The sequence below is a fragment of the Ensifer sp. YR511 genome (assembly GCF_900103045.1).
Lineage (GTDB): Bacteria > Pseudomonadota > Alphaproteobacteria > Rhizobiales > Rhizobiaceae > Ensifer > Ensifer adhaerens.
This window is the reverse complement of the sequence record NZ_FNGR01000039.1, coordinates 1-20,289: the sequence shown is the minus strand read 5'-3', so window position 1 is coordinate 20,289 and position 20,289 is coordinate 1. Positions and strand designations below refer to the sequence as shown.

At 59.2% G+C, this 20,289-nt stretch carries 24 protein-coding genes, 1 tRNA gene and 1 pseudogene; 13 read left to right on the top strand and 13 right to left on the bottom strand.

Annotated features, from left to right (window positions below; all coding sequences use genetic code 11):
• Positions 1–228: 228 nt before the first annotated feature.
• On the top strand, positions 229–1,080 hold the full coding sequence (locus BLU15_RS33895; RefSeq protein ID WP_090301488.1) for a hypothetical protein: 852 nt from the start codon (positions 229–231) through the stop codon (positions 1,078–1,080).
• 640 nt (positions 1,081–1,720) lie between these two features.
• Positions 1,721–2,014, top strand: a complete 294-nt coding sequence (locus BLU15_RS33885) for a hypothetical protein (protein WP_090301485.1) — start codon at positions 1,721–1,723, stop codon at positions 2,012–2,014.
• A gap of 1 nt (position 2,015) precedes the next feature.
• Here the strand turns inward: BLU15_RS33885 and BLU15_RS33880 are convergent, their stop codons facing one another.
• Positions 2,016–2,279, bottom strand: coding sequence for a hypothetical protein (locus tag BLU15_RS33880; protein WP_090301483.1), 264 nt, complete (start codon positions 2,277–2,279; stop codon positions 2,016–2,018).
• A gap of 58 nt (positions 2,280–2,337) precedes the next feature.
• Between BLU15_RS33880 and ligD the strand changes: the two genes are divergently transcribed.
• The gene (ligD, locus tag BLU15_RS33875; protein WP_244546899.1) at positions 2,338–3,312 is read left to right on the top strand and encodes a non-homologous end-joining DNA ligase; all 975 of its coding nucleotides are present in this window, start codon (positions 2,338–2,340) and stop codon (positions 3,310–3,312) included.
• Positions 3,313–3,318: 6 nt separating this feature from the next.
• Here the strand turns inward: ligD and BLU15_RS33870 are convergent, their stop codons facing one another.
• The 8 genes from BLU15_RS33870 to BLU15_RS33835 all read right to left on the bottom strand — a co-directional run bounded on the left by BLU15_RS33870 (position 3,319) and on the right by BLU15_RS33835 (position 8,921).
• Complete coding sequence (locus tag BLU15_RS33870) at positions 3,319–3,735, bottom strand: hypothetical protein (RefSeq protein WP_090301479.1); 417 nt, start codon at positions 3,733–3,735, stop codon at positions 3,319–3,321.
• 4 nt (positions 3,736–3,739) lie between these two features.
• Positions 3,740–4,072: a hypothetical protein gene (locus BLU15_RS33865; protein ID WP_090301476.1), complete on the bottom strand. Its 333-nt coding sequence runs from the start codon at positions 4,070–4,072 to the stop codon at positions 3,740–3,742.
• A 131-nt stretch (positions 4,073–4,203) separates the two neighbouring features.
• Positions 4,204–4,779, bottom strand: coding sequence for a hypothetical protein (locus BLU15_RS33860; RefSeq protein ID WP_090301474.1), 576 nt, complete (start codon positions 4,777–4,779; stop codon positions 4,204–4,206).
• The gene (locus tag BLU15_RS33855) at positions 4,776–5,597 is read right to left on the bottom strand and encodes a hypothetical protein (protein WP_090301472.1); all 822 of its coding nucleotides are present in this window, start codon (positions 5,595–5,597) and stop codon (positions 4,776–4,778) included. The genes BLU15_RS33860 and BLU15_RS33855 overlap by 4 nt, the downstream gene beginning before the upstream one ends.
• Positions 5,598–5,927: 330 nt before the next feature.
• Entirely contained in the window at positions 5,928–6,194 is a 267-nt protein-coding gene (locus BLU15_RS33850) for a helix-turn-helix transcriptional regulator (RefSeq protein ID WP_090301470.1), read from the bottom strand.
• Between the two features lie 2 nt (positions 6,195–6,196).
• Positions 6,197–8,155, bottom strand: a complete 1,959-nt coding sequence (locus tag BLU15_RS33845) for a hypothetical protein (RefSeq protein ID WP_244546901.1) — start codon at positions 8,153–8,155, stop codon at positions 6,197–6,199.
• 140 nt (positions 8,156–8,295) lie between these two features.
• A complete protein-coding gene (locus tag BLU15_RS33840) occupies positions 8,296–8,661 on the bottom strand; it encodes a hypothetical protein (protein ID WP_090301468.1) in 366 nt (121 codons plus the stop codon).
• Positions 8,658–8,921, bottom strand: a complete 264-nt coding sequence (locus tag BLU15_RS33835) for a helix-turn-helix domain-containing protein (protein WP_371590288.1) — start codon at positions 8,919–8,921, stop codon at positions 8,658–8,660. Before BLU15_RS33835 ends, BLU15_RS33840 begins: the two co-directional genes overlap by 4 nt.
• Positions 8,922–9,012: 91 nt before the next feature.
• On the opposite strand from BLU15_RS33835, the gene BLU15_RS33830 reads away from it, so the two are divergent.
• Together BLU15_RS33830 and BLU15_RS33825 are read left to right on the top strand one after the other, a co-directional pair.
• On the top strand, positions 9,013–9,345 hold the full coding sequence (locus BLU15_RS33830; RefSeq protein ID WP_090301464.1) for a hypothetical protein: 333 nt from the start codon (positions 9,013–9,015) through the stop codon (positions 9,343–9,345).
• 499 nt (positions 9,346–9,844) lie between these two features.
• Positions 9,845–10,237: a hypothetical protein gene (locus BLU15_RS33825; protein ID WP_090301462.1), complete on the top strand. Its 393-nt coding sequence runs from the start codon at positions 9,845–9,847 to the stop codon at positions 10,235–10,237.
• 53 nt (positions 10,238–10,290) lie between these two features.
• Here BLU15_RS33825 and BLU15_RS33820 read toward each other — a convergent pair whose 3' ends face one another.
• Together BLU15_RS33820 and BLU15_RS33815 are read right to left on the bottom strand one after the other, a co-directional pair.
• Complete coding sequence (locus tag BLU15_RS33820) at positions 10,291–10,539, bottom strand: hypothetical protein (RefSeq protein WP_090301460.1); 249 nt, start codon at positions 10,537–10,539, stop codon at positions 10,291–10,293.
• Positions 10,540–10,696: 157 nt separating this feature from the next.
• Positions 10,697–10,786 (bottom strand) — tRNA-Ser (locus BLU15_RS33815).
• 311 nt (positions 10,787–11,097) lie between these two features.
• Between BLU15_RS33815 and BLU15_RS33810 the strand changes: the two genes are divergently transcribed.
• The 4 genes from BLU15_RS33810 to BLU15_RS33795 all read left to right on the top strand — a co-directional run bounded on the left by BLU15_RS33810 (position 11,098) and on the right by BLU15_RS33795 (position 15,166).
• A complete protein-coding gene (locus BLU15_RS33810; RefSeq protein ID WP_090301458.1) occupies positions 11,098–12,132 on the top strand; it encodes a septal ring lytic transglycosylase RlpA family protein in 1,035 nt (344 codons plus the stop codon).
• Positions 12,133–12,195: 63 nt separating this feature from the next.
• Positions 12,196–13,356, top strand: coding sequence for a D-alanyl-D-alanine carboxypeptidase family protein (locus BLU15_RS33805; RefSeq protein ID WP_090301456.1), 1,161 nt, complete (start codon positions 12,196–12,198; stop codon positions 13,354–13,356).
• A gap of 101 nt (positions 13,357–13,457) precedes the next feature.
• Positions 13,458–14,141 carry a dTMP kinase gene (gene tmk, locus BLU15_RS33800; protein ID WP_244497364.1) on the top strand — a complete coding sequence of 228 codons (684 nt, stop codon included), beginning with the start codon at positions 13,458–13,460 and terminating at the stop codon, positions 14,139–14,141.
• Positions 14,138–15,166 (top strand): DNA polymerase III subunit delta', encoded by a 1,029-nt coding sequence (locus BLU15_RS33795; protein ID WP_034803488.1) that lies wholly within the window; start codon positions 14,138–14,140, stop codon positions 15,164–15,166. Before tmk ends, BLU15_RS33795 begins: the two co-directional genes overlap by 4 nt.
• Here BLU15_RS33795 and BLU15_RS33790 read toward each other — a convergent pair.
• Positions 15,161–15,466: pseudogene (locus BLU15_RS33790) on the bottom strand (pyrophosphatase). The gene BLU15_RS33795 and the pseudogene BLU15_RS33790 overlap by 6 nt on opposite strands.
• Positions 15,467–15,642: 176 nt before the next feature.
• Here BLU15_RS33790 and metG point away from each other — a divergent pair.
• The 3 genes from metG to BLU15_RS33775 are packed head-to-tail and all read left to right on the top strand — an operon-like array spanning position 15,643 to position 18,823.
• Positions 15,643–17,196, top strand: coding sequence for a methionine--tRNA ligase (metG, locus tag BLU15_RS33785; protein WP_034803485.1), 1,554 nt, complete (start codon positions 15,643–15,645; stop codon positions 17,194–17,196).
• 12 nt (positions 17,197–17,208) lie between these two features.
• A complete protein-coding gene (locus BLU15_RS33780; RefSeq protein WP_090301454.1) occupies positions 17,209–17,988 on the top strand; it encodes a TatD family hydrolase in 780 nt (259 codons plus the stop codon).
• A gap of 1 nt (position 17,989) precedes the next feature.
• A complete protein-coding gene (locus BLU15_RS33775; protein WP_060517160.1) occupies positions 17,990–18,823 on the top strand; it encodes an MBL fold metallo-hydrolase in 834 nt (277 codons plus the stop codon).
• A gap of 32 nt (positions 18,824–18,855) precedes the next feature.
• Here BLU15_RS33775 and BLU15_RS33770 read toward each other — a convergent pair whose 3' ends face one another.
• On the bottom strand, positions 18,856–19,803 hold the full coding sequence (locus BLU15_RS33770; protein ID WP_090301558.1) for a phosphoribosylaminoimidazolesuccinocarboxamide synthase: 948 nt from the start codon (positions 19,801–19,803) through the stop codon (positions 18,856–18,858).
• A 301-nt stretch (positions 19,804–20,104) separates the two neighbouring features.
• On the opposite strand from BLU15_RS33770, the gene BLU15_RS33765 reads away from it, so the two are divergent.
• On the top strand, positions 20,105–20,289 hold a 185-nt coding region (locus tag BLU15_RS33765; RefSeq protein ID WP_143034233.1), incomplete at its 3' end, for a helix-turn-helix domain-containing protein.

Here is a 20,289-nt window from a genome sequence, read left to right as displayed (position 1 = left end):
TAGGTGTAACCAATCGAGTGAGGAAGGCGCTACTGTAGGATTCACCAAGCTAGATTTCGGGACATTAGTGGGCAGTTCGCGAGGCGGAGGGCATTACTTTCACATGAGCAATTTCTGATATACAGTTGGCGTGGGCCCCACACGCAGGCTGTGATTGTATCTCACATCGGGCCTTCGTTGCTGGAAGGCGATGCGCGTTTATCAGCGCCGCAATCGGGGAGGCTCAGGATGGCAGCGTATATGGATGACGTTGAGGTGGCACTCCGTATAGACGTTGAAGAAAGTATCTTCGCCTTCACGCCAAAGAATCAAACCGAGGCTGATTATCTTGCAATCTGTAAGCTGATGGCGAGGGCACAGCTTTGCGCCGTCGTTTATCAAATCCTTTCGGAAGTCGACCGAGGCATTGAACCGTTGACGTTGTCCCACCTAGTCGGCGGTGACTGGCGCAAGCCCGAGTGGAGTGCTCAGGCGGCTTTAGGAGAGCAATTCGAAATTCTGAGAGGTTCCGGCGCACACTTCTCTGATCGGGGCGATTTTGAGCTCAGGCTGACGCGAGACTACGCCATTAGCGGCTTCCTCGAGATTGAAATCGTAGAAAGCGGAAGTGCGCGGGCTAAGGTTACATTCAAACTGCGGATCCCCGACAAGGTCATCAGCCGCGCAATTTTAGCTTTGCTGATCGCAGGGGGGCTTTTGGCGCCGTCTCAGGCGCCCCCACGCGAGCGACTTTCAGAATCTCCGTTCATTGTCTGCTCCATTGGTCAAGCCTTGCAAGGGGATCGTGACCAAATCGTCAACGATGCCGTTGAGGATATCGTTGACCAACCGGGCGAAAAAGACGTGAAGGCGAGTGCAAAGTGGATGGCAAGGCAGGCCTGCCTATACCATGCCGGCGCGAATCCAGGTGAGTTTGATGGAGTTCGCGGAACACACACCCGTATAGGCGAGCGGCAATTTGAGGACTTGTACGGGGTTCAGGTTGATTGGGGGAGCCGCATATTTGTTCGATTTTTGCTTGAAAAGGCCAACGAGCGTATGCAATTCAACCCCAGATATCGAACACTCCCTCCGCAGTAGTCGTCATTTGCAGCCACGGTTGCATCGTCGCAAATGTGCAGATCGCGCACAATCATGCAAATGGTCTAGTGGGTAGTTAACCTGGGTTAGGCGACTACTTGCACCGCTGCTTAGGCTGGAAAAATGAAGGCCTCGTCGTGCTGAGACGGCGAGGCCATGGCGCTTATCGAAGAGGCTTCACTTGGGGACATTTGCGAAGCCGTACCTGGTCTCGATCGGGGAAACGGGATCAGGACTAGTAAGAAACGCGGGCCTTCTGAATATGTTCCTGGTCGCTAAAAAGAAACGGCCCCGAAAGGCGATAACGGGGTCGAGGACAGAGTGTGCGGAGGCACTCGTACGGGAAGGGTCTTAACGGTCATAGGGCGCGACCGGGCCGAGCCCTTTGGAGAATCCTACAAATTGCGTATCGAGTGAAAGCCTGATCTGATGCGGGCATGACCATGAAGCTTTCACACTTGGGGCTGAGAAACCCAAAGCTTCTCGCTGAGCTCAAGCGGCGAGGGTACGAGTCCGCAGACGACATGAAGCACGTTCCCACGACAGACGCGTTGCGGATGAAGGGAATGGGCTCAAAATCGTGGCAGAAAATCTGTGATGTACTGGGCAGAGACCCAGCCCAGACGTGAGCTCGAAAGCCATGACCGAGCCCTACCAGCCCCGCTACCAGTGGCGCCGCAGCGAACTGGACGCCAACGACCCGCCGAGCGATTTCGATTGGCTCGGGTTTGATGGCATCGGCTACATCGGCCGCATCCGGAAAGAGACCGGCGGGCCGACGGCAGGCCGCTGGCAATGGGCCGGGTCTGTCCCTCGGACCTTCAAAGGGTCTCCGCCGATGCCGAACCAAGGTTATTGCGACACCGCACGCGAGGCGACGGAAATGGTCGAGACCTATTGGGATTGGTGCCTGCGACGGATGCAGGGCGAATAGGTCAATGAAGCAGGGGTGCCTTGGGCTTTCGAAGGATCACGCCGACGGCATCTTCGAACATCGTATCTTTGGGGTCGAGCGCGAGCCAGTGGTTATGCGCTAGTTCGATTAGGGCGTCGCAGACTTCTCGCTCAGACCAGCCGGCGTCCTCAGCTTCCTCGACCACCGCCTGCAAGATTTCCTCAAGTGCCAACTGGCAATCCAAATCCCGATCGGGGTATGAGCCTTCCCGCTTCGGCGACGCGAAAATCGATGACTTCGGCATTTATCTTCCTCCGGTGCTCCAGCTTAGACGTTTTCGCTGTTTCATGCGTTAATTCGTCATGGCTAAAACGCTCAGAAAGAAATCTGTTCCCGCGACGTTGCCCGAACCGATGCCGCGGCGCGTCGAGCCGTGCGTCGCTACCCTCGTCGATCAGCCGCCGAAAGGTCCGGAGTGGGCCTTCGAAGTGAAGTGGGACGGTTACCGACTGGCGGTGTATGTCGAGCCAGGCGAGGTGAGGGCGATCACCCGCGGCGGCTACGACTGGTCCAAGAAGTTTGGCTCGATCGTCGCCGAGGCGCGCGAGCTCGGACATGCGACAATGATCATAGACGGCGAGGCGGTTGTTCTCGACGACCACGGTCGCTCTGATTTCGGTCTGCTGCAGCGCGCGGTCGGCAGGCGTCCGAGCTCGCACGATGCCGCCGAGATCATCTTCTTCGCCTTCGATCTTCTCTATCTCGACGGGCAAGACCTCCGGATGATGCCGCTTGCCGAACGCCGGCAACTGCTCGAACTGATCGTCTCTGGCAAGACTGGCGCGATTCGCTTCTCTGAGGAGGTGCACGCCGAAGGCGCCGAGTTCTTCCGGGTCGCGTGTGAACATGGGCTTGAAGGCATCATCGCCAAGAAGCGTGACGCGCCATATCGATCGGGACGCCGGCCGGAATGGCTCAAGATCAAATGCGCGCGTCGTGACACCTTTGTGATCGTGGGCTACGAGCCGTCGACCGTGCCGGGCGCAATCGGCAGGTTGCTGTTGGCAGCGAAGAAAGGGACGGGGCTCGTGTACGTCGGTGGGGTGGGAACAGGCTGGAACGCGGCAATATCGCGCGAAATGCGGAAGGTGCTAGAAACGCTGGTCACCGCTACACCGGCAGTTAAGCTCACGAGAAAGAGAGCCGTGTTCACAGACCCGGTATTAGTTGCCGATGTTGAATACCGCGCCTGGACGGAAGAGAGGAAGCTGCGGCATCCCTCGTTCAAGGGCGTGGCAAAGCGAGGACAGAAAACGAAGGTTTATGAGCTCGGGTAAGGGCGGCTATCGATGGCTGCGGTTCAATACCGGGCGGTACTTCGCGATCAGAGCTCGCTCGATATCGAGGTATGGCCGAACTGGCCCCGCGACGGTTTCAACCATATCGGGCAGATGCACGAAGGCCGCAAGGTGGCCGCACTCTTTCAGCTTTTCAAGCCACGCTTCCGCTTCCCAGAGCGGCGTAGCCCCCTTATCCATCTGGAGCCGCTTGTTGATATCCTTGGCATAGGCCGCCAGACGGTTGCCGATCGGCTGTTTGCTTGTCCCGATCCGAACAATGTCAACGGCCGGCGACAACCATGCGTAATTGACCTCGGTCCACCTGAGGGCAGGGGATTCGAGCAGATGCACGGCAACGGAACGCCCGTCGCCGCCTAGGACCATTGTCGCGATACGTTCGGAAGCGGCACCGAAAATCATCAGACTATTTACACCCCTTCGCCTTCAGCGAAGATTCGATAGCCGTCACCTTACCCTTCGACACGGCAACCTGGCCCTCTTTGTCGCCGCCGAACGTGCTCGACATCGGCACGCCGATCAGGAAGACGCCCATGGCGTCACCGGTGGCGGCGTCGTGTTGCTGCTTGGAAAGGCTCGCCAGCGTGGCCTGCTCCTTCATAAGCTCCTGAGCGAGCCCCTGGCAGCTTTGATTGGAGTACGCGGCCATCGGAATGTCGACAGGCACGATGGCATCCGGACGCTTGGCGCACGAAGAAGCAGCCAGCGCAGCGGCCAGCACGGCATAACGAACTTTCATAATTCCCCTCAGTCTTAACTAAAACAGCCCGAGCGCAGGTAAACACGCAGCCGCGGCCGAGGGAAGGGCGCTCTATGCAGGGTTGATTTTATGACTGCGCAATCCACGGTTATTTAACGCCGGAGCCGTCTTCAGAAGTCAGATAGTCTGTTGAGCTCCTCGAGCGATTTTCTTCTGCGCTCAACCGCATTTTTCAGGAGCCCTGGTAGCTGCGCGTCATGCGCGTCAACGTTCGACTTGCTCCACTCGGCGTATTGCTTCAGTTGCTTCTCTTGGTCCGCGATCGACCTCTTGATGCTATCTGGATCGTTGCGACCTTCGTATCCCAAGATGACCCGCCCAGACTGAACGGTTCCATGGGGCGGGCTTGTATCGAATGTGCTGGGACGAAGATTGAAGAGGCCGCTGTCACCAGTGAATGTAAACGACTTCGTCACGCGTACGCCATCAATGGTCACATTGCCGCTGAAGTGATCGCGAACAGTTACGCGACTCTCTTTCACGTCTCGATGAGGATTATCGAAATCGATGGAAAGGGAGCCGACTATAGCGTCCTGCAACATTCGAGATACGATTTCATCGTCACTCTGATCCAAACTCGCCGCTGTCATGTACTTGCGTACGTGGTCCTCAACTGCATTTACCTGCGCACGAAGGTAGCTGCTTAGATCGTGTTTCCAGAAAAGAATGTCTCCAGTTATCATCATTGCTGCTCCTGGCTTTCTGGCGTGTAAGCCAGCTTTATTGGGATGTCTGTCATAGCGTAGTGGACAAATTGGTCGCCGAGCGCAGTGAGCTCGTAGCTCTCGTTGTCGTCAAACGCGGACTTGTGTGTGTTACTGCTGGACGCCGACCGAGTTCTCGGACGCTGGTTTTTGAGAAAGTTCCCGTGGTAATCTGTTTCACGATGCTGCCTGATGATCCCACCGGTAGACAGATCTCTGATAAGGAGGCGAAACAAGTCAGCCTCTGGAGAGTCTTCTCGGACAGGTTCGCGACCGAGACTTTCCCATATACGGCCGCGAGTAATTCCGCTGTGATTGTAGATTTTCCCAATTACTGCGAGGTGTACTTCCGAAAGGTTCTTGATCCAGCTGAGAAAGAGCCGTACCACGTCGTCGCTGCATACAGTAGATGAAGCAGCATTCGCGAGAAGGTTTCTTACAAACAAGCGCTTTTCATCGCTTTCGGCGCCAGCCCAATCTCGAAACGATTTTCTCAGAAGCGATTGAAACTCGGGAGATTGAATTCTGTCCGCGATCTGTTCGTCGCGAAGATCAAGGCGCTGCATGATTTCGACGATTGTCTTTTGCTTCTCTTCCATCTCGGCACGAAGCATTTCGACCCAATGCCGGAAGAAGTCATTCATCCGGTCTTGCTCACTCTCTCCCCAAGCCCCTGCCGCGGCGGAAATCAGCCCACCAGCGAAGGGAATGAGTCCGCCCGCTGCATTGAGAGCGCCACGAATGTACTTGCCGCCTTTGGCGCCTTCAGGATATTCACCAGGACTGGTTATCTCGCCCATCGCGTTTCCCTCGGTGGTGGCCGTCGTGGACACGAGCTAGTTAGTCCACATCCAATATTCCGCTCATACCATTCTGGCATTGAACAATGCGGGTAGTTGATGCACGGTAAGGCTACCGAACCGGAGGAGAGCAGTTGCAACCTGCTCCCCTCCTTCGCGGGCGTAGCGCCAATAGCTGAGGAGCGACATTTAAGAGCGGTGTCACGCTGTCGTTTCCTCGGCTATGCGTGCATGATACGCAGGATTGATCTCCCAAAACTGCCCGTCACGCACATAATCCACAACAGTTTTAGCCGTTTTATGTGCGGTTTGTTCCCGAAGTGTTCTAGTTTATAGCGGCATCCCCTGCAGGGCGTTGAATTGACCTTCACGACCGCAGAGTTTTCCGTCCGGCGCTTGGGACGTGCGCCCCGCAATCCTCTCCTCAATCCAAGCCAGCACTTCTGACCGCACGAACGCCACGCGGTGCTCGCCAAGTTCGACGGCGTCAGGAAATCGGCCGGCGACGCGCAAGCGGTTAATCATTGTGCGCGAGAGACTGGTGAGGGCACAGACCTCTTTCATGGGAATCAGGATGGGGGTTGGTTTCCGGCTCATCTTCACGCCGCCATCCAGACTTCGTTCAAAATCCGCGCTGCCAACGCCGCCTTATCCTCCGGCAGGAATCGACCATAGTGGCTCCGGATCATCTCGGGCGTATCCTGAATGGCGTAACTCGCCTGCTCATAAGAACCGGTCTTCTTCAAGATGTGGGTAGCCAGGACGTCGCGTACGTTGTGTGGCCCATGGGGCAGGAGGCCCTTGATTGCTCCGCGGCCGGTGTATGGGTTGTAGATGCCGTAGCGCTGAATCGTGAGCCGCCAGACTTCGTAGAAAGACGAAATGTCGTATGACGCATCCTTGGTGTTCGATTTCGTCGTCTTGACGAAGAATGTGCATGGATCGGCGACTTCGCCCAAGAGCGCGGCTCTATGCCGGCTCACGTAGGCGTCGATGTAATCATACAGGTCCAAGAGGTCTGGCAGGATCAGGCGGAATGGCTTTTGGCCGAAAAAAGATGAGCTTGCGTTTTTGAATGCGTTGGCAGGTATCAATACCTCCCAGCCGTTCTCTCGATCGCTCCAACGCAGCTCACCGCATTTCAGATCCTCGAGCCGACGCTCCGATGTGGGGATACGACCTCGAGGACATACGAGCAGTTGCCGCAGATTTTTTTGCCTGAGGCCGAGGTGCAGACCAAGCCGCAGCAGCAGGAACGACCGCACAGCTTCGGCCGCTGCCCGCGGATGCCTCTTCTCATCGGGCATCCGAGCGAGGATCTCGTCGGTGATTTTTCGGTATTCTGAGAGTGGGCTATCGGTCTCAAGCACGCACATGATTGGTTCGAACGGATCGCGGTGGACCCGCGCGACACGTTCGATTTCCTTCAACCGATTGGTGAGGTGGCGATAGAAATTGTCGCAATAGCCATGCCAGTCACAGGACGCAGCCGTGATTTCGGCTTCCGAGACAAGCCCTGGGATCGATCGTACGCGCATAAGCAACTCCGGGTGCTGCCGAAGCCAGCCTGTCTCCTTGCGCGTCAGGGCAAGCGCGATGGACAGCATGTTCACTTCCCAGGTCGTATAGAACCCGCGGCGGCGCTCGCGCCAGCGCAGGTACCAATCCCACACGCCAGGAAACGCCAGTAGGCCAAACGTGAGGCGCTCAAAGGGGAGGCCGTAGCCCCGCACTCCTTCGTCCGGAGATGCAGACAATGCGCCGAACATCAATCCGAGATGTTCGATCTTCTGTGCGGCAGTTTCCTCGCCCCAAACGCCATTTCGCTGAAAACCTAGATCTGTGAGCGTGGTTGTCTTGAATCTGACAAGACCTTCCATCTCGGCCGCCAGGCTCGCGGGTGCATCGAGGCTGCCGGGTAAGAGGTCAGGGTCGACGATGTTCGGATCCTCGTCTTCGATCTCCCAGACCGGCGAAACTGAACGGCCAGTCAGGGCAGGGAACCGAATTGCATATCGCTGCTTAATCGCCGCCGCTTGGAATCGGCGGTATTCTGTCGTCCCGCTGATAATAACCCGGCGCACCCATTCGATGATTTCCTCCCGTTTCTCAAACGGAAGAGAATTGAAGTCGTCAGGTAGATGCCAGGCGAGCCGCCGGCGTTCGGCATCCCCTATACCAGCCCCCACATTGTGCCCCTTTGTCGCTCGCATAGGATTCGGCAGTTTGCTTTTGAAGTAGCCGGGAGGCAGACGATAGCGGCGCTCTATCCGCCCAAGCATCTCCAGGCTTTGTACGCTCCGCGGCGGCTTGTCGCCATTGAACCAGACGACGATCGTCTTTCGATTGAATGCTTCGCCAGGTCGCGTAATTGCCCGATGAAGATACCAGCATGTGTCACCGAAGCGTCTCATGTGAAGTTGCAAAGCTTCCACGAACGTCGGCGGATCTTCCCATTCTTCGAAGAGAGGTACGGGGAACTCGACGATCGGCTTTGGGGGAACGCCCCGGGGGCGGCGTTTTTGGGAGGGTGCGTTGGATGTCTTGCTTATCGGCATATTGAGGGTTTCGACGTTGTTGTTCAGGATGCGCCGGAACATACACAATCGAAGGTGCTCAGCAAGAGGTTGATTTTAACTAACTTATTGTAATCGCAATGGTTTTACAAATTTGTCAAAGGACAGGGCGTGCGGAGGAGTCAGTCGATCTTTGATGCTTTCTTAGTCGTCAGCTTCAGTTGCCTGCGGGCTTCGCGGGCGTGTTCCTCAATCAACTTCAATTCGATTTCCGTGGCCCAGTCGCTGTCGAGTGCCCACGTCACCGCAACGTTCGTGTAGATCGCTTCTGTCACCTCGCTGCACATCAATGCCCAGCCGCGGTCCCGCTCTTTTGAGGGAAGGAACTGGCGGCGCTCGACACGAAAGTGCCGTGCATCCCGAAAGAAGCTGAATACGTCACCCTCACTGGGAATGCTGCCGCCAAAATAGTCGGTGTCAGCCTCAAGCAATAATTGGAGTTCGCTGTCTGGCTGGACGATGTAGACGCGTACTGTGACCGAACTCATTGCTGGCTATCACGAAGGCGAACACCAGGTCCACCAACAGAGGAATCGCCGTCTGCGAGGAAGACGACGCCGGCCTTCTCCAACGCAGCACGCACCGCGCGGGCGTTATTGGACATTGCGACAGTCTCGCCCTTGGCTCCCTCCATCCTTTTCAGCGTTGGAACGGAGATGTTTGCCAAGTCCGCGAGGTCTTTTTGCGTCATGTCGGCCAAGGTGCGGGCGGCCGCGATCTGGTGTCCCGTCAGAGATTTTTGATCCATTGGTATCATTTTGATCTAAAGGTGTTGACATAAGGGTCGAATTGATCCAAAAGTATCACATCGACACTTTCGAAGCAACGAGGAGCCCAGCATGACCAACGTTCGCAGATTAAGACCGCAGCCAGCCATCGCAGTCGAACACGATGAAGGCCTTAGATTAAGACGCTCGGCCGGTGAGGCGGGGTTATCGAACAACGTGCAGGGCGCCGATGACGGCCGCCCGCACCACCCCTGGCGGAGCGAAGTTTACGACGTCCAGATGATGGCGAAGATCGCAGTGACGCTCGTCGACGAAGTGTTCCGGAACATCCACGCGATGGAGGATTTGCACGAGATCCACCTCCGCGACCAGCTTGGGTTCGATGAGCTCTGCGCCCAAGTCCATTTCCTGAAGAATGCGGCCGAGGCCCTACAGGCCTCCTGAGTTTACTGCCCGCTGCCGGGCAACTTGCCCCAGGCGCCTCGTTGGCGACGGGGCCTTTTATCCCTCACCGCCGAAAGGCGGCAGCGAGCGGTGCGCCGTGACGCCGCTGGCTGGGGCCGCTCCCCGCAAGGTGGGCGGCCTTTTGTTCCAAACCCCGCGGGGGCGACTGTCGCGTGAACCGGCAGTCGGGCGGGCTGCTGGCATCACAGCGCTGGCAGCCCGCCACCAAGTCACCAATGGCCGGCGCGGTCACCACCTGCGCCTACATCAGCAGCGCGCCGGCCGGCATCTTGACTGCACGGAAACGTTGCGCTACGAAATCATCACGGACCTATGTGCCGTTCGCCTTCGGGCCATGTCTCGTCGTAACCCATTTACGAGACTTCTCAACGCAACGAACAAACCCGCTTCTGCGGGCATCGGAAAACCGTGCGCTCATGCCGAGCCCGCGGATCATCAACTACGCGCGCCTTGTGCCGCGTTGCTAGAGGAGAATGACATGAACAGCACTCTTTACTTCGAACTGAAGAAAACTGCCGAATGGCGCGCTGAAAAGGCGAAGCGGCACCCGGAAGATGCTCGCAACCAAACTGCGAAGATCTTGCTCGCTCGCCTCGCTGAACAGGAGCCCGACGCGGAACTTTCGCAACGCTATGACTTTCTGCACGAAGATGAAAATATCGATGCGGAGCGCCTAAGCCAGGCGCATTCCGAGATCTTGGGCGAGGTGGGTTTTCGCTGGGAACCGAAGCACGTCGATGAAGTGTTGGATCGCATCATCAACCGCGCAACCGGCAAAGCCCCGACACTCGCTGACTTGATGGACGTCCATCGCGCGCATGCAGAGGATGATGCCGCAAAGACTGCCGCAGGCAAGCCTGTCAATCAGTAAAAAAAATCTGCCACCACAGCACGCCGCCGGCCTCCCCAGCCGGCGGTTTTCTTTTACCACCAATGGCGCCGCCTCGTGTCGACCGAATTGCGCCCCAGCACGTAGCCAATTGTAAAGGCGAGAGCGCCCCAAAGGACACCTAAGCTCGTGACGGTGTGAGGATGTTCTGCTGCCGCCGCAGCCACGGCACGAGTTTCCCTCTTTACGGCTTCTGTGGCGGTTTTTGCGGCTTCGCGCATGCCGTTGGGTTCCTCGGCTGGGGTGTAAGTCTGGTCAACGGACGGATCATTTTCTTTGGCCATGGTGGTTTCCTCCTTGAGACAGCCGAAGACAAACTGTTGAAGGGGGGCGCAGGTTCCGGGATGATAAAAGGGCACGAGCCCAGAACCGCGGGCGGTTATGATAACCGGCTAAATCTCGGCCAAAAAATCAAGAAAATCCAACAAAATCAGAGAGAAATGGCGGACAGGGTGGGATTCGAACCCACGGTACGGTTTCCCGTACGCTGGTTTTCAAGACCAGAGCCTTAAACCACTCGGCCACCTGTCCTTGCCTGAAGCACCGCGCGACTGCGTGCCGGGCACGGCGTTATTGCGCGAAGCCTTGGCGCTTTGCAAGAATTAACATGCGTCGCTGCAAGATTTTCTCGACCGCTTTGAAGAGCAGGCACCGGGCCTGATCGCGTTAACCAGCCGTAAACCATAACTCACGAAATGCGGAGCCGGCCTGTGGATGAGTTCGCATTTTTGCCTTGATGATGTCATGAATACACACCTGTTCCGTTTCGGGACGTCGAGATATCCGCTGGGGGTAGGCGGCAGGTTTCGAGTACGGCTTTATCGATCGATGTTGTGGGACAGATGACCTCAATTAAAAATGCGGCATATCTGGTCAAGGGACTGCGCCTTGCGGCGATCCCGGCACTGTGCGTAACGCTTGCCGCCTGCGGCTCCACGTCGAATGTCAAGAAAACTGCGCGGAGCAAGGAGTACTTTCCTGAATCCGTCTATGGCGTAAAGGCGAGCCCGCGCGTTGCCACCGGCAACAACATCCCGAAGGGCGGCGGACGCTTTCAGGTCGGCAAGGCCTATCAGGTCAAGGGCAAGTGGTACCAGCCCAAGGAAGACTTCGGCTATAACAAGACGGGTATGGCATCCTGGTACGGCTCCGCCTTCCACGGACGCCTGACCGCCAACGGCGAAGTCTACGACAAGGCGCATCTGTCGGCCGCCCATCCGACGTTTCCGCTGCCGAGCTACGCCCGCGTCACCAACATGGAAAACGGCACCTCGGTCATCGTGCGCGTCAACGATCGCGGCCCCTACGAATACGGCCGCATCATCGACGTTTCCTCTAAAACGGCAGACCTGCTCGACATCAAGCGCAAGGGCAGCGCACAGGTGAAGGTGCAATATGTCGGCCGCGCACCGCTCGAAGGTAACGACATGCCTTACCTCATGGCGTCCTATGTCGAGAAGGGCCAGCGCGGCCCGAGCATCATGCCCGAAGGGCAGATTGCAACCGGCGTGATGGTTGCCTCGAACGAACCGTTCCGCAAGCAAAGCCTCGGCACCATCACCGTGCCGGCCAAGGCGTCGCTCGACGTCAGCGAACCGGTCACCGCGATGGCCGCGCCCGTGCCGCAGTTTGCCCAGCAGCCGGCGTCGTTCAACGAATTCGTCATGCTGCCGGAAATCGGCCCGATCCCGCGCGAGCGGCCGGAGTACATTCCGATGCCCGACGGCAACATGGCCTATGCGGCTGCCTATTACGAAGTTCGCGTCAGCGACGCCGAATCGCCCTTCGAAGCGATCATGGTCGACAAGAAGCAGCTAACGCCGCAAGTCATCGTCGACTACGCCAAGCGCCAGAAAACAAACGGTTCGGCCCGTTAACAGTTCTCGGCGTTGTGCCAAAATGACCACGCTGCTATGCCCAAAGGGAAACCGGAGTTTCCCATGCGCATGAAGATGCTTTCGGCCGCGTTCCTGGGCCTTGTGTTGTTTGCCGGCGCCGCATTCGCGCAAACGCCGGCACCCGCCTTCGACACCAAGGCAAAACAGATCCTGCTGGTCGATGCTGAAACCGGCACGGTGCTTTTCTCGCGTGCCGAAAACGACCCGATCCCGCCAGCCTCGCTTGCCAAACTGATGACCATGGAGGTGGTTGGCGAAGCGCTTGGCAGGGGCGAAATCTCGCCCGAAACCCTCTACGACGTATCGGAGCATGCGTGGCGGACCGGCGGCGCGCCGGCCGGCACCTCGACGATGTTTGCCGCTCTGAAGTCGCGCATCCGGGTCGCCGATCTCCTGCAGGGCGTAGCCGTTCAGCTGGCCAACGACGCCTGCATCATTCTCGCCGAGGGCATGACCGGCAGCGAAGGTGCATTTGCCGAGCGCATGACGGCGCGCGCGCGCGAACTCGGCATGCCGGTCGCGACCTTCCGCAACGCCACCGGGCTGCCCGATCCCGGCAACAAGATCACAATGAGCGAACTGGTGACGCTCGTCCGCCACCTGCACGAAGCGCATCCCGATCTCTACCGGCTCTATTCGCAGCCGGAATTCGAATGGAACAAGATCCTCCAACGCAACAAGAACCCGCTGATCTCCGCCAATATCGGCGTGGACGGCCTGGCAACGGGCTTTGCCGAAGGTTTCGGCTTTTCGCTCGCCGCGTCGCTGCAACGCGGCGAGCGCCGCGTTTATCTCGCGATGGGCGGCCTTGAAACTGACAAGGAACGTATCGAAGAAAGCCGCAAGGTTCTCGACTGGGCGATGACCGCCTTCGAGAAGAAGCGGATCTTCGCCGATGGAGAAGCGATCGGCGAGGCAGCCGTCTATGGCGGCGATGCATCTCACGTCGCGTTGGTGGCCGGCGGACCGGTCGACCTGCTACTGCCGGTCAACAATCCCGAGCGGCTGACGGCGCGCATCGTCTACAAGTGGCCCTTGCGGGCGCCGGTGACGGCCGGCACGGAAGTCGGCGTCGTCAAGCTGTGGAACGGCGAGAAACTGTTGCGCGAGGTCCCGGTCAAGACGGCCGGTGCGGTGGGGCAGGGAACCCTGACGAGCCGCGCGGTCGACGCCCTGCAGGAACTGCTTTTCTTCTGGCTCTGAGCCGCGCTCACTGGAATGCCTCTCCAAATCGTCACCTGACGGTTTCGCCCGGAGGACCAATCGGCTAAACAGGGCCAAATCGCATGCCGATACGGGAAAGCATGGTGTCGCTGAAAAAAGGTCTATTCGTAACATTCGAAGGCGGGGAAGGTGCCGGCAAGTCGACGCAGCTCCGCCTGCTAGCCGATTCCCTGCGCGCCCGCGGCTACGAGGTACTGACGACGCGCGAGCCGGGTGGTTCTCCCGGCGCCGAGGCGGTGCGTCACGTGCTGCTTTCGGGGGCTGCGGAATCCTTCGGAGTGCGGATGGAGGCGATTCTCTTTGCCGCAGCCCGCAGCGACCATGTCGAGGAGGTCATCCGGCCATCGCTCGACAAGGGCATTATCGTGCTTTGCGACCGCTTCATGGATTCTTCGCGCGTCTACCAGGGCATCACCGGCAATCTCGAACAAAGCTTCGTCGAAAGCCTGGAGCGGGTAGCAATCAACGGTGTCGTGCCGGACCGCACCGTGATCTTCGACCTGCCCGCCAGCGTCGGCCTCGAGCGGGCGCAACGCCGCGCCGGCGACGACAATCCCGATCGTTTCGAAAAGGAACAGCTAGAGACCCACGAGAAGCGGCGCGACGCCTTTCTCGACATTGCCAGACGCGATTCCGAGCGGTGCCGGGTGGTGGATGCGACGCAGCCGGTTGAGGCCATCGCCGCCGAGGTGCTTTCGCTTGTCGAAGCACTTCTGCCGCATGGCGACGGCACGGACACGTCCGCCGAGGAAGCCGTGTCATGAGCGAAAGAGCCGGGGTCCTTGATGGCGCCATTGCGCCCGCTGAGAACAATCGCCTGTTCGGCCATGAGCAGGCGGAAGCCTTCCTGGCGCAGAGCTATCGCTCCGGCAAGGGGCACCACGCGATCCTGATCGAAGGGCCGGAAGGGATCGGCAAGGCGACGCTTGCCTTCCGCTTTGCCCATCACATCCTAAAAAATCCTGAACCGGCCGATGCGCCTGAAACGCTTGCCGACCCGGACCCGACCTCTGCGATCGGCAGGCAGCTTGCCTCCGGCGCCTCACACAATCTCCTGCACCTGGCCCGCCCGATCGATGAAAAGACGGGAAGGGCGAAGGGGGCGATCACCGTCGACGAGGTCCGGCGCGCGGGCAAGTTCTTCAGCCAGACCTCCGGCACGGGCAATTGGCGCATCGTCATCATCGATCCGGCCGACGATCTCAATCGCAATGCGGCCAACGCCATCCTGAAGATCCTCGAGGAACCGCCGCGCCGCTCGCTGTTCCTGGTGCTGACGCATGCACCCGGAAAACTGCTGCCGACGATCCGCTCGCGCTGCCTGCCGCTGCGACTGAAGCCGCTCGACGCAGCACCGCTCGGCCAGGCATTGGCCCATCTCGGTTTCGATCTCGAGGGCGAGAATGCCGGGCGCATCATCGCAGCCGCCAGCGGCAGCGTCGCCGAGGCGCTGAAGCTGATCAACTATGGCGGACTGGAAATCGCGGCAACCTTCGAGGGCATCCTCGCAGGGCAGGGACCGTCTGTCCGGAAAAACATGCACAAGCTCGCCGATGCCCTCGCCGGCAAGGACAGCGAAACGATCTTCGATTTCTTCCAGGCCCTTGCCAGCGATCGCATCATGCGCGAGGCGCGGGAGGCGGCCGTTTCGGGCGATATCATGCGCGCCGAACGCTTCGCCCGACTGTCAGCCTCCGTGACCGAGCGACTGACGGTCAGCGATGCCTATAATCTCGACCGAAAGCAGACCATTCTGTCGCTGCTCGACGATATGAAAGCGGCGCTATAGCGCCGGCTGAAAACGCCATTTTCGCTCGATCGCCGCCTGGAGGTCCAGCTTGTGGTGTTGCGCGAAGAGCAGGACGTGCCCAAGAAGGTCTGCGGTCTCGTCGGCCATCTGTGCCCGGAGGTCGTCCGGCGATTTCCCCTGGGACCGCCCGCGACCGCTCAGCTTGTTCCAGGCCTAGGTCAGTTCCCCCATTTCCTCCTGCATCTTCAAAATGAACCAGTCGGGGTCGCGCTCGATCCCGTGCGCGGCGGCATAGCCGGCCGACGCGGTTTCAAATTGGCTGCCAAGTTGATCCAGCACGACTCACCCCTTCATTTGTTTCCTGTTTGTTCTAAATCTTGCACGCGGGGCGCGCAAGGAGGAGGGCGGTGGCGGCGGCCGCTTCGGGCGGGCTTTTCATGGATCGCATGTTTCTTCCTAACAGCGTATGCGCTAAGAGCGTGCGTAGCTTAATCCGAGATAGATCGAATCCGCCTATGAGAGACACGTCCCCCTTCTACATCACGACAGCGATTTCCTACCCGAACGGCAAGCCGCACATCGGCCATGCCTATGAACTGATCGCGACGGATGCCATGGCGCGCTACCAGCGCCTCGACGGACGTGAGGTTTTCTTCCTGACCGGCACGGACGAGCACGGGCAGAAGATGCAGCAGACGGCGCGCAAGGAAGGCGTGACGCCGCAGGAACTTGCCGACCGCAATTCGGCCGAATTCCAGAAGATGGCCGTGGCCCTGAACGCGTCCAACGACGATTTCATCCGCACGACCGAGCAGCGCCACCATCAGGCGTCGCAGGACATCTGGATCCGCATGGGCGAGGCGGGCGACCTCTACAAGGACTCCTACGCCGGCTGGTATTCGGTGCGCGACGAAGCCTATTATCAGGAGAACGAGACCGAGCTGCGCGCCGACGGCGTGCGCTACGGCCCGCAGGGGACGCCGGTCGAGTGGGTCGAGGAGCAGAGCTACTTCTTCAAGCTGTCCGAATACCAGGACAAGCTGCTGAAGCACTACGAAGAGAATCCGGATTTCATCGGCCCGGCCGAGCGCCGCAACGAAGTGATCTCCTTCGTGAAGTCCGGCCTCAAGGACCTCTCGGTTTCGCGCACCACCTTCGACTGGGGCATCAAGGTGCCGAACGATCCGGCGCATGTCATGTATGTCTGGGTCGACGCGCTGACGAACTACATCACCGCGACCGGTTATCTCGACGATCCCAAGGGCCCGCGCGCCAAGTTCTGGCCAGCGAACATCCATGTGATCGGCAAGGACATTATCCGCTTCCACGCGGTCTATTGGCCGGCGTTCTTGATGTCGGCCGGCCTGCCGCTGCCCAAGCGCGTCTTCGCGCACGGCTTCCTGCTCAACAAGGGCGAGAAGATGTCGAAGTCGCTCGGCAACGTCGTCGACCCGTTCAACCTCGTCGAACATTTCGGTCTCGACCAGATCCGCTATTTCTTCCTGCGCGAGGTGTCGTTCGGCCAGGACGGCAGCTATAGCGAGGAAGGGATCGCGACCCGCATCAATTCCGACCTTGCCAACGGCATCGGCAACCTGGCGAGCCGCTCGCTGTCGATGATCGTCAAGAACTGCGACGGCCAGGTGCCCGTGTGCGGCCCCCTGACCGACGAAGACAAAGCGATGCTGGCCGCCGCCGACGCGCTGCACGAGATCACGCGCGACGAGATGGGTAAGCAGATGATCCACCGGGCGCTGGCGGCGATCATCGCCGTCGTCTCCGAGACCGACCGCTACTTCGCCGGCCAGGAGCCCTGGGCGCTGAAAAAGACCGATCCAGCGCGCATGGGCACAGTGCTTTACGTGACGGCCGAAGTCGTGCGCCAGATCGCAATCCTGCTTCAGCCGTTCATGCCGGAATCCTCGGCGAAGCTGCTCGACCTGGTGGCTGCACCCGCCGACAAGCGTGACTTCGCAGCGCTCGGCGAGGCCGGACGTCTCGCCTCGGGCACGCCGCTCGAGGCGCCGAAGCCGGTCTTCCCGCGCTATGTGGCACCCGAAGCGCAGTAAGGCATCTTGAGCATGCTGATCGATACCCATTGCCATCTGGACTTCCCCGATTTCGAAGCGGAGCGCGACGCAATCGTCGCGCGGGCGCGCGAGGCCGGTGTCGAGCAGATGATCACGATCTCGACCCGCGTGAAGCGGTTCGAGACGATCCTTGCGATCGCCGAGGCCTATCCGAACGTCTTCTGTTCCGTCGGCACTCATCCGCACAATGCGGACGAGGAGCTTGATATCACCACCGAGGATCTCGTGCGGCTTTCGGCCCATCCGAAGGTGGTGGCGATCGGCGAGGCAGGTCTTGATTACTTCTATGACAATGCGCCGCGCGAGGCCCAGGTCGAGGGCCTCCGTCGTCACATTGCGGCTGCCCGCGAGACCGGCCTGCCGCTCGTCATTCACAGCCGCTCGGCCGATGAGGACATGGCGGCGATCCTGACCGAGGAAACCGGGAAGGAGGCCTTCCCTTTCCTTCTGCACTGCTTCTCTTCCGGTCCGGAGCTCGCCCGTGTCGGCGTGGAGCTCGGCGGCTACGTGTCCTTTTCGGGCATCCTGACTTTCCCGAAATCCGAAGAGCTGCGTGAAATCGCCAAGACCGTGCCGCATGACCGGATGATCGTCGAAACCGACGCGCCGTACCTCGCGCCGAAGCCGTTCCGCGGCAAGCGCAACGAGCCGGCTTACGTTGCCCATACGGCAGCCGTGCTTGCCGAGACGATCGGCGTGACCACTGAGGAGATTGCAAGGATCACCACGGAGAATGCCTTCCGCGTCTTCTCCAAGATGCCGAGGCTCTGACGTGGCGTTCCGGCGCACTTTTACCATTCTCGGCTGCGGCTCGTCACCAGGCGTGCCGCGCATTACCGGGGACTGGGGCGCCTGCAATCCTGACAATCCGAAAAACCGGCGCATGCGCGCGGCCTTGCTCGTCGAGCAAATCGCGCCCGACGGCGGCAAGACGACCGTCGTCATCGACACCGGGCCGGATTTTCGTGCGCAGATGGTCGCAACGAACGTGCGCCACATCGATGCGGTGATCTATACCCATTCCCATGCCGACCATCTGCACGGGATCGACGACTTGCGCGGTTACGTCATCGAAAACCGCAGGCGGGTGCCGATCTGGGCCGATGCCTATACGATGGGCCGTATTCGCGAGGGGTTTGGCTATTGCCTGGAATCACCGCCAGGCAGCGGCTATCCACCGATCGTCGAGCCGCACATCATTGCCGATGATCTGTCGCCGGTGGTGATATCAGGCGCCGGCGGGCCGATCGCGTTCCGGCCGCTGATGCAGTTTCACGGCAATATTCATTCTCTGGGCTTCCGCATCGGCGACTTTGCCTATTGCAGCGATGTCAGCGATTTTCCGGCCGAGACCATTGCCAAGCTCGGCGACCTCGATCTGCTGGTGATCGATACGCTGCAGTACAAGTTCCACCCGAGCCATCTGTCACTGGTGCAATCGCTCGGCTGGATCGAGCGCCTCAAGCCGAAGCGGGCGGTGCTAACACACATGCATGTGCCGCTGGATTACGACACGGTGCAAGGCGAGACGCCTGATCATATCGAGCCGGCATACGACCTGATGCGGCTCGAATTCGATGTCGATGATCCTACGCCCGGCGCCTAAATCAGATTAGAATAAATCTATAATATACTGATTTATTTCGAGAAATATGGCGTCAGGTTGGCGCGAATGCGATCCAGAACCGTCGCACCCGACAGGTCCGGAACGAAGCGCTGGCCGGTGATCTTTTCGAAGGCTTCGATATAGACCGCCGAGGTCTGCTCGATGAGATCAAGTGGAATTTCCGGGATCGGATCCTTGTAGGGATCGCAGCGCGCAGTGACCCAGGCACGGACGAAATCCTTGTCGAAACTCCTGGGACGTTCGCCGCGCTCGAAGCTTTCCTGGTAGCTGTCGGCGATCCAGTAGCGGCTGCTGTCGGGTGTGTGGATCTCGTCGGCGAGAATGATCGTGCCGTTTTCGTCGGTTCCAAACTCGTATTTGGTGTCGACGAGGATCAGGCCGCGCTCGGCGGCGCGCTCTTGACCGCGGGCAAACAGCGCAAGCGCATATTGCCAGACGGTATCGAGCTGTTCCTTCGTCAGCAGTCCTTGCTCGATGATCGCTTCGACCGAAAGCGGCTCGTCATGGCCGCCGTCGAAAGCCTTGCTGGTGGGCGTGATAATTGCCTGGGGAAGCTTCTCATTGTCGCGCATTCCGTCCGGCAGGGTGATGCCGTACATCTCGCGCTCGCCGTTGCGGTATTTCGTCAGGATCGAGGTACTGGTCGTTCCGGCGAGATAACCGCGCACGACGACCTCGACCGGCAGGATGTCGAGCCGCTTGCCGATGACGACATTGGGGTCCGGATAGCTGACCACATGGTTCGGGCAGATGTCGGCGGTTTCCTCGAACCAGTAGCGCGCCGTCTGCGTCAGCACGTGACCCTTGTTCGGGATCGACGTCAGGATGACGTCGAAGGCGCTGAGGCGGTCCGTCGCGATGATGATGCGGTTGCCATCGGGCAAGTCGTAGTTTTCGCGAACTTTGCCTTTGTAGCGGTTTGGCAGTTCCGGAATGAAAGCATCTGAAAGAACGCGCAATTCGCTCATCACATCTGGCCTTGAAAATGAGGTGTTCGGTTCGGGAACGCTAAGCAGGCTGGAAAGGCCCGGTCAAGCTCGCCAAGGCAACGTTCAGCCGCAATCCATGCTTTCCGGCATATACGTTAGTTCCATAATATATCTTATGTGATCTTTGCATGTAGTGGCTATTTAGTAATGCGACAGTTGGGCCAGTTAGAGATGCGACAGTCTCGCCTCTCGACGCACTGGTCAAAGCCAACGTTGGGAGCAAGGATGACGACCTTCAGCCTGGTCGAGACCATGAGCGGTCGGAGTCGTCATGTCCTGTTTGATCACCATGTCGCAGAAAGAGTTGCATCGCCTCGAAGTCATCCAGAAGATCCGTGACGAGCGCCTGAGCGTTGTCCAGGCTGCCGAACTGCTCAACCTCAGTCGAAGTCAGATCCACAGACTGCTGCAGGCTTATGATCAAGATGGTCCGGCCGGTCTTGTTTCGAAGAAGCG

Coding starts and splice junctions, on each gene's coding strand:
- BLU15_RS33845 (WP_244546901.1), bottom strand. CDS start 8,155: ATGCCGATAAGCAAGACATCCAACGCACCCTCCCAAAAACGCCGCCCC.
- BLU15_RS33820 (WP_090301460.1), bottom strand. CDS start 10,539: ATGGCCAAAGAAAATGATCCGTCCGTTGACCAGACTTACACCCCAGCC.
- ligD (WP_244546899.1), top strand. CDS start 2,338: ATGGCTAAAACGCTCAGAAAGAAATCTGTTCCCGCGACGTTGCCCGAA.
- BLU15_RS33780 (WP_090301454.1), top strand. CDS start 17,209: ATGCTGATCGATACCCATTGCCATCTGGACTTCCCCGATTTCGAAGCG.
- BLU15_RS33870 (WP_090301479.1), bottom strand. CDS start 3,735: ATGATTTTCGGTGCCGCTTCCGAACGTATCGCGACAATGGTCCTAGGC.
- BLU15_RS33795 (WP_034803488.1), top strand. CDS start 14,138: ATGAGCGAAAGAGCCGGGGTCCTTGATGGCGCCATTGCGCCCGCTGAG.
- BLU15_RS33805 (WP_090301456.1), top strand. CDS start 12,196: ATGCGCATGAAGATGCTTTCGGCCGCGTTCCTGGGCCTTGTGTTGTTT.
- BLU15_RS33850 (WP_090301470.1), bottom strand. CDS start 6,194: ATGAGCCGGAAACCAACCCCCATCCTGATTCCCATGAAAGAGGTCTGT.
- BLU15_RS33885 (WP_090301485.1), top strand. CDS start 1,721: ATGACCGAGCCCTACCAGCCCCGCTACCAGTGGCGCCGCAGCGAACTG.
- BLU15_RS33840 (WP_090301468.1), bottom strand. CDS start 8,661: ATGAGTTCGGTCACAGTACGCGTCTACATCGTCCAGCCAGACAGCGAA.
- BLU15_RS33830 (WP_090301464.1), top strand. CDS start 9,013: ATGACCAACGTTCGCAGATTAAGACCGCAGCCAGCCATCGCAGTCGAA.
- BLU15_RS33895 (WP_090301488.1), top strand. CDS start 229: ATGGCAGCGTATATGGATGACGTTGAGGTGGCACTCCGTATAGACGTT.
- BLU15_RS33865 (WP_090301476.1), bottom strand. CDS start 4,072: ATGAAAGTTCGTTATGCCGTGCTGGCCGCTGCGCTGGCTGCTTCTTCG.
- BLU15_RS33835 (WP_371590288.1), bottom strand. CDS start 8,921: ATGGATCAAAAATCTCTGACGGGACACCAGATCGCGGCCGCCCGCACC.
- BLU15_RS33880 (WP_090301483.1), bottom strand. CDS start 2,279: ATGCCGAAGTCATCGATTTTCGCGTCGCCGAAGCGGGAAGGCTCATAC.
- BLU15_RS33825 (WP_090301462.1), top strand. CDS start 9,845: ATGAACAGCACTCTTTACTTCGAACTGAAGAAAACTGCCGAATGGCGC.
- BLU15_RS33860 (WP_090301474.1), bottom strand. CDS start 4,779: ATGATGATAACTGGAGACATTCTTTTCTGGAAACACGATCTAAGCAGC.
- BLU15_RS33810 (WP_090301458.1), top strand. CDS start 11,098: ATGACCTCAATTAAAAATGCGGCATATCTGGTCAAGGGACTGCGCCTT.
- BLU15_RS33855 (WP_090301472.1), bottom strand. CDS start 5,597: ATGGGCGAGATAACCAGTCCTGGTGAATATCCTGAAGGCGCCAAAGGC.
- tmk (WP_244497364.1), top strand. CDS start 13,458: ATGGTGTCGCTGAAAAAAGGTCTATTCGTAACATTCGAAGGCGGGGAA.
- metG (WP_034803485.1), top strand. CDS start 15,643: ATGAGAGACACGTCCCCCTTCTACATCACGACAGCGATTTCCTACCCG.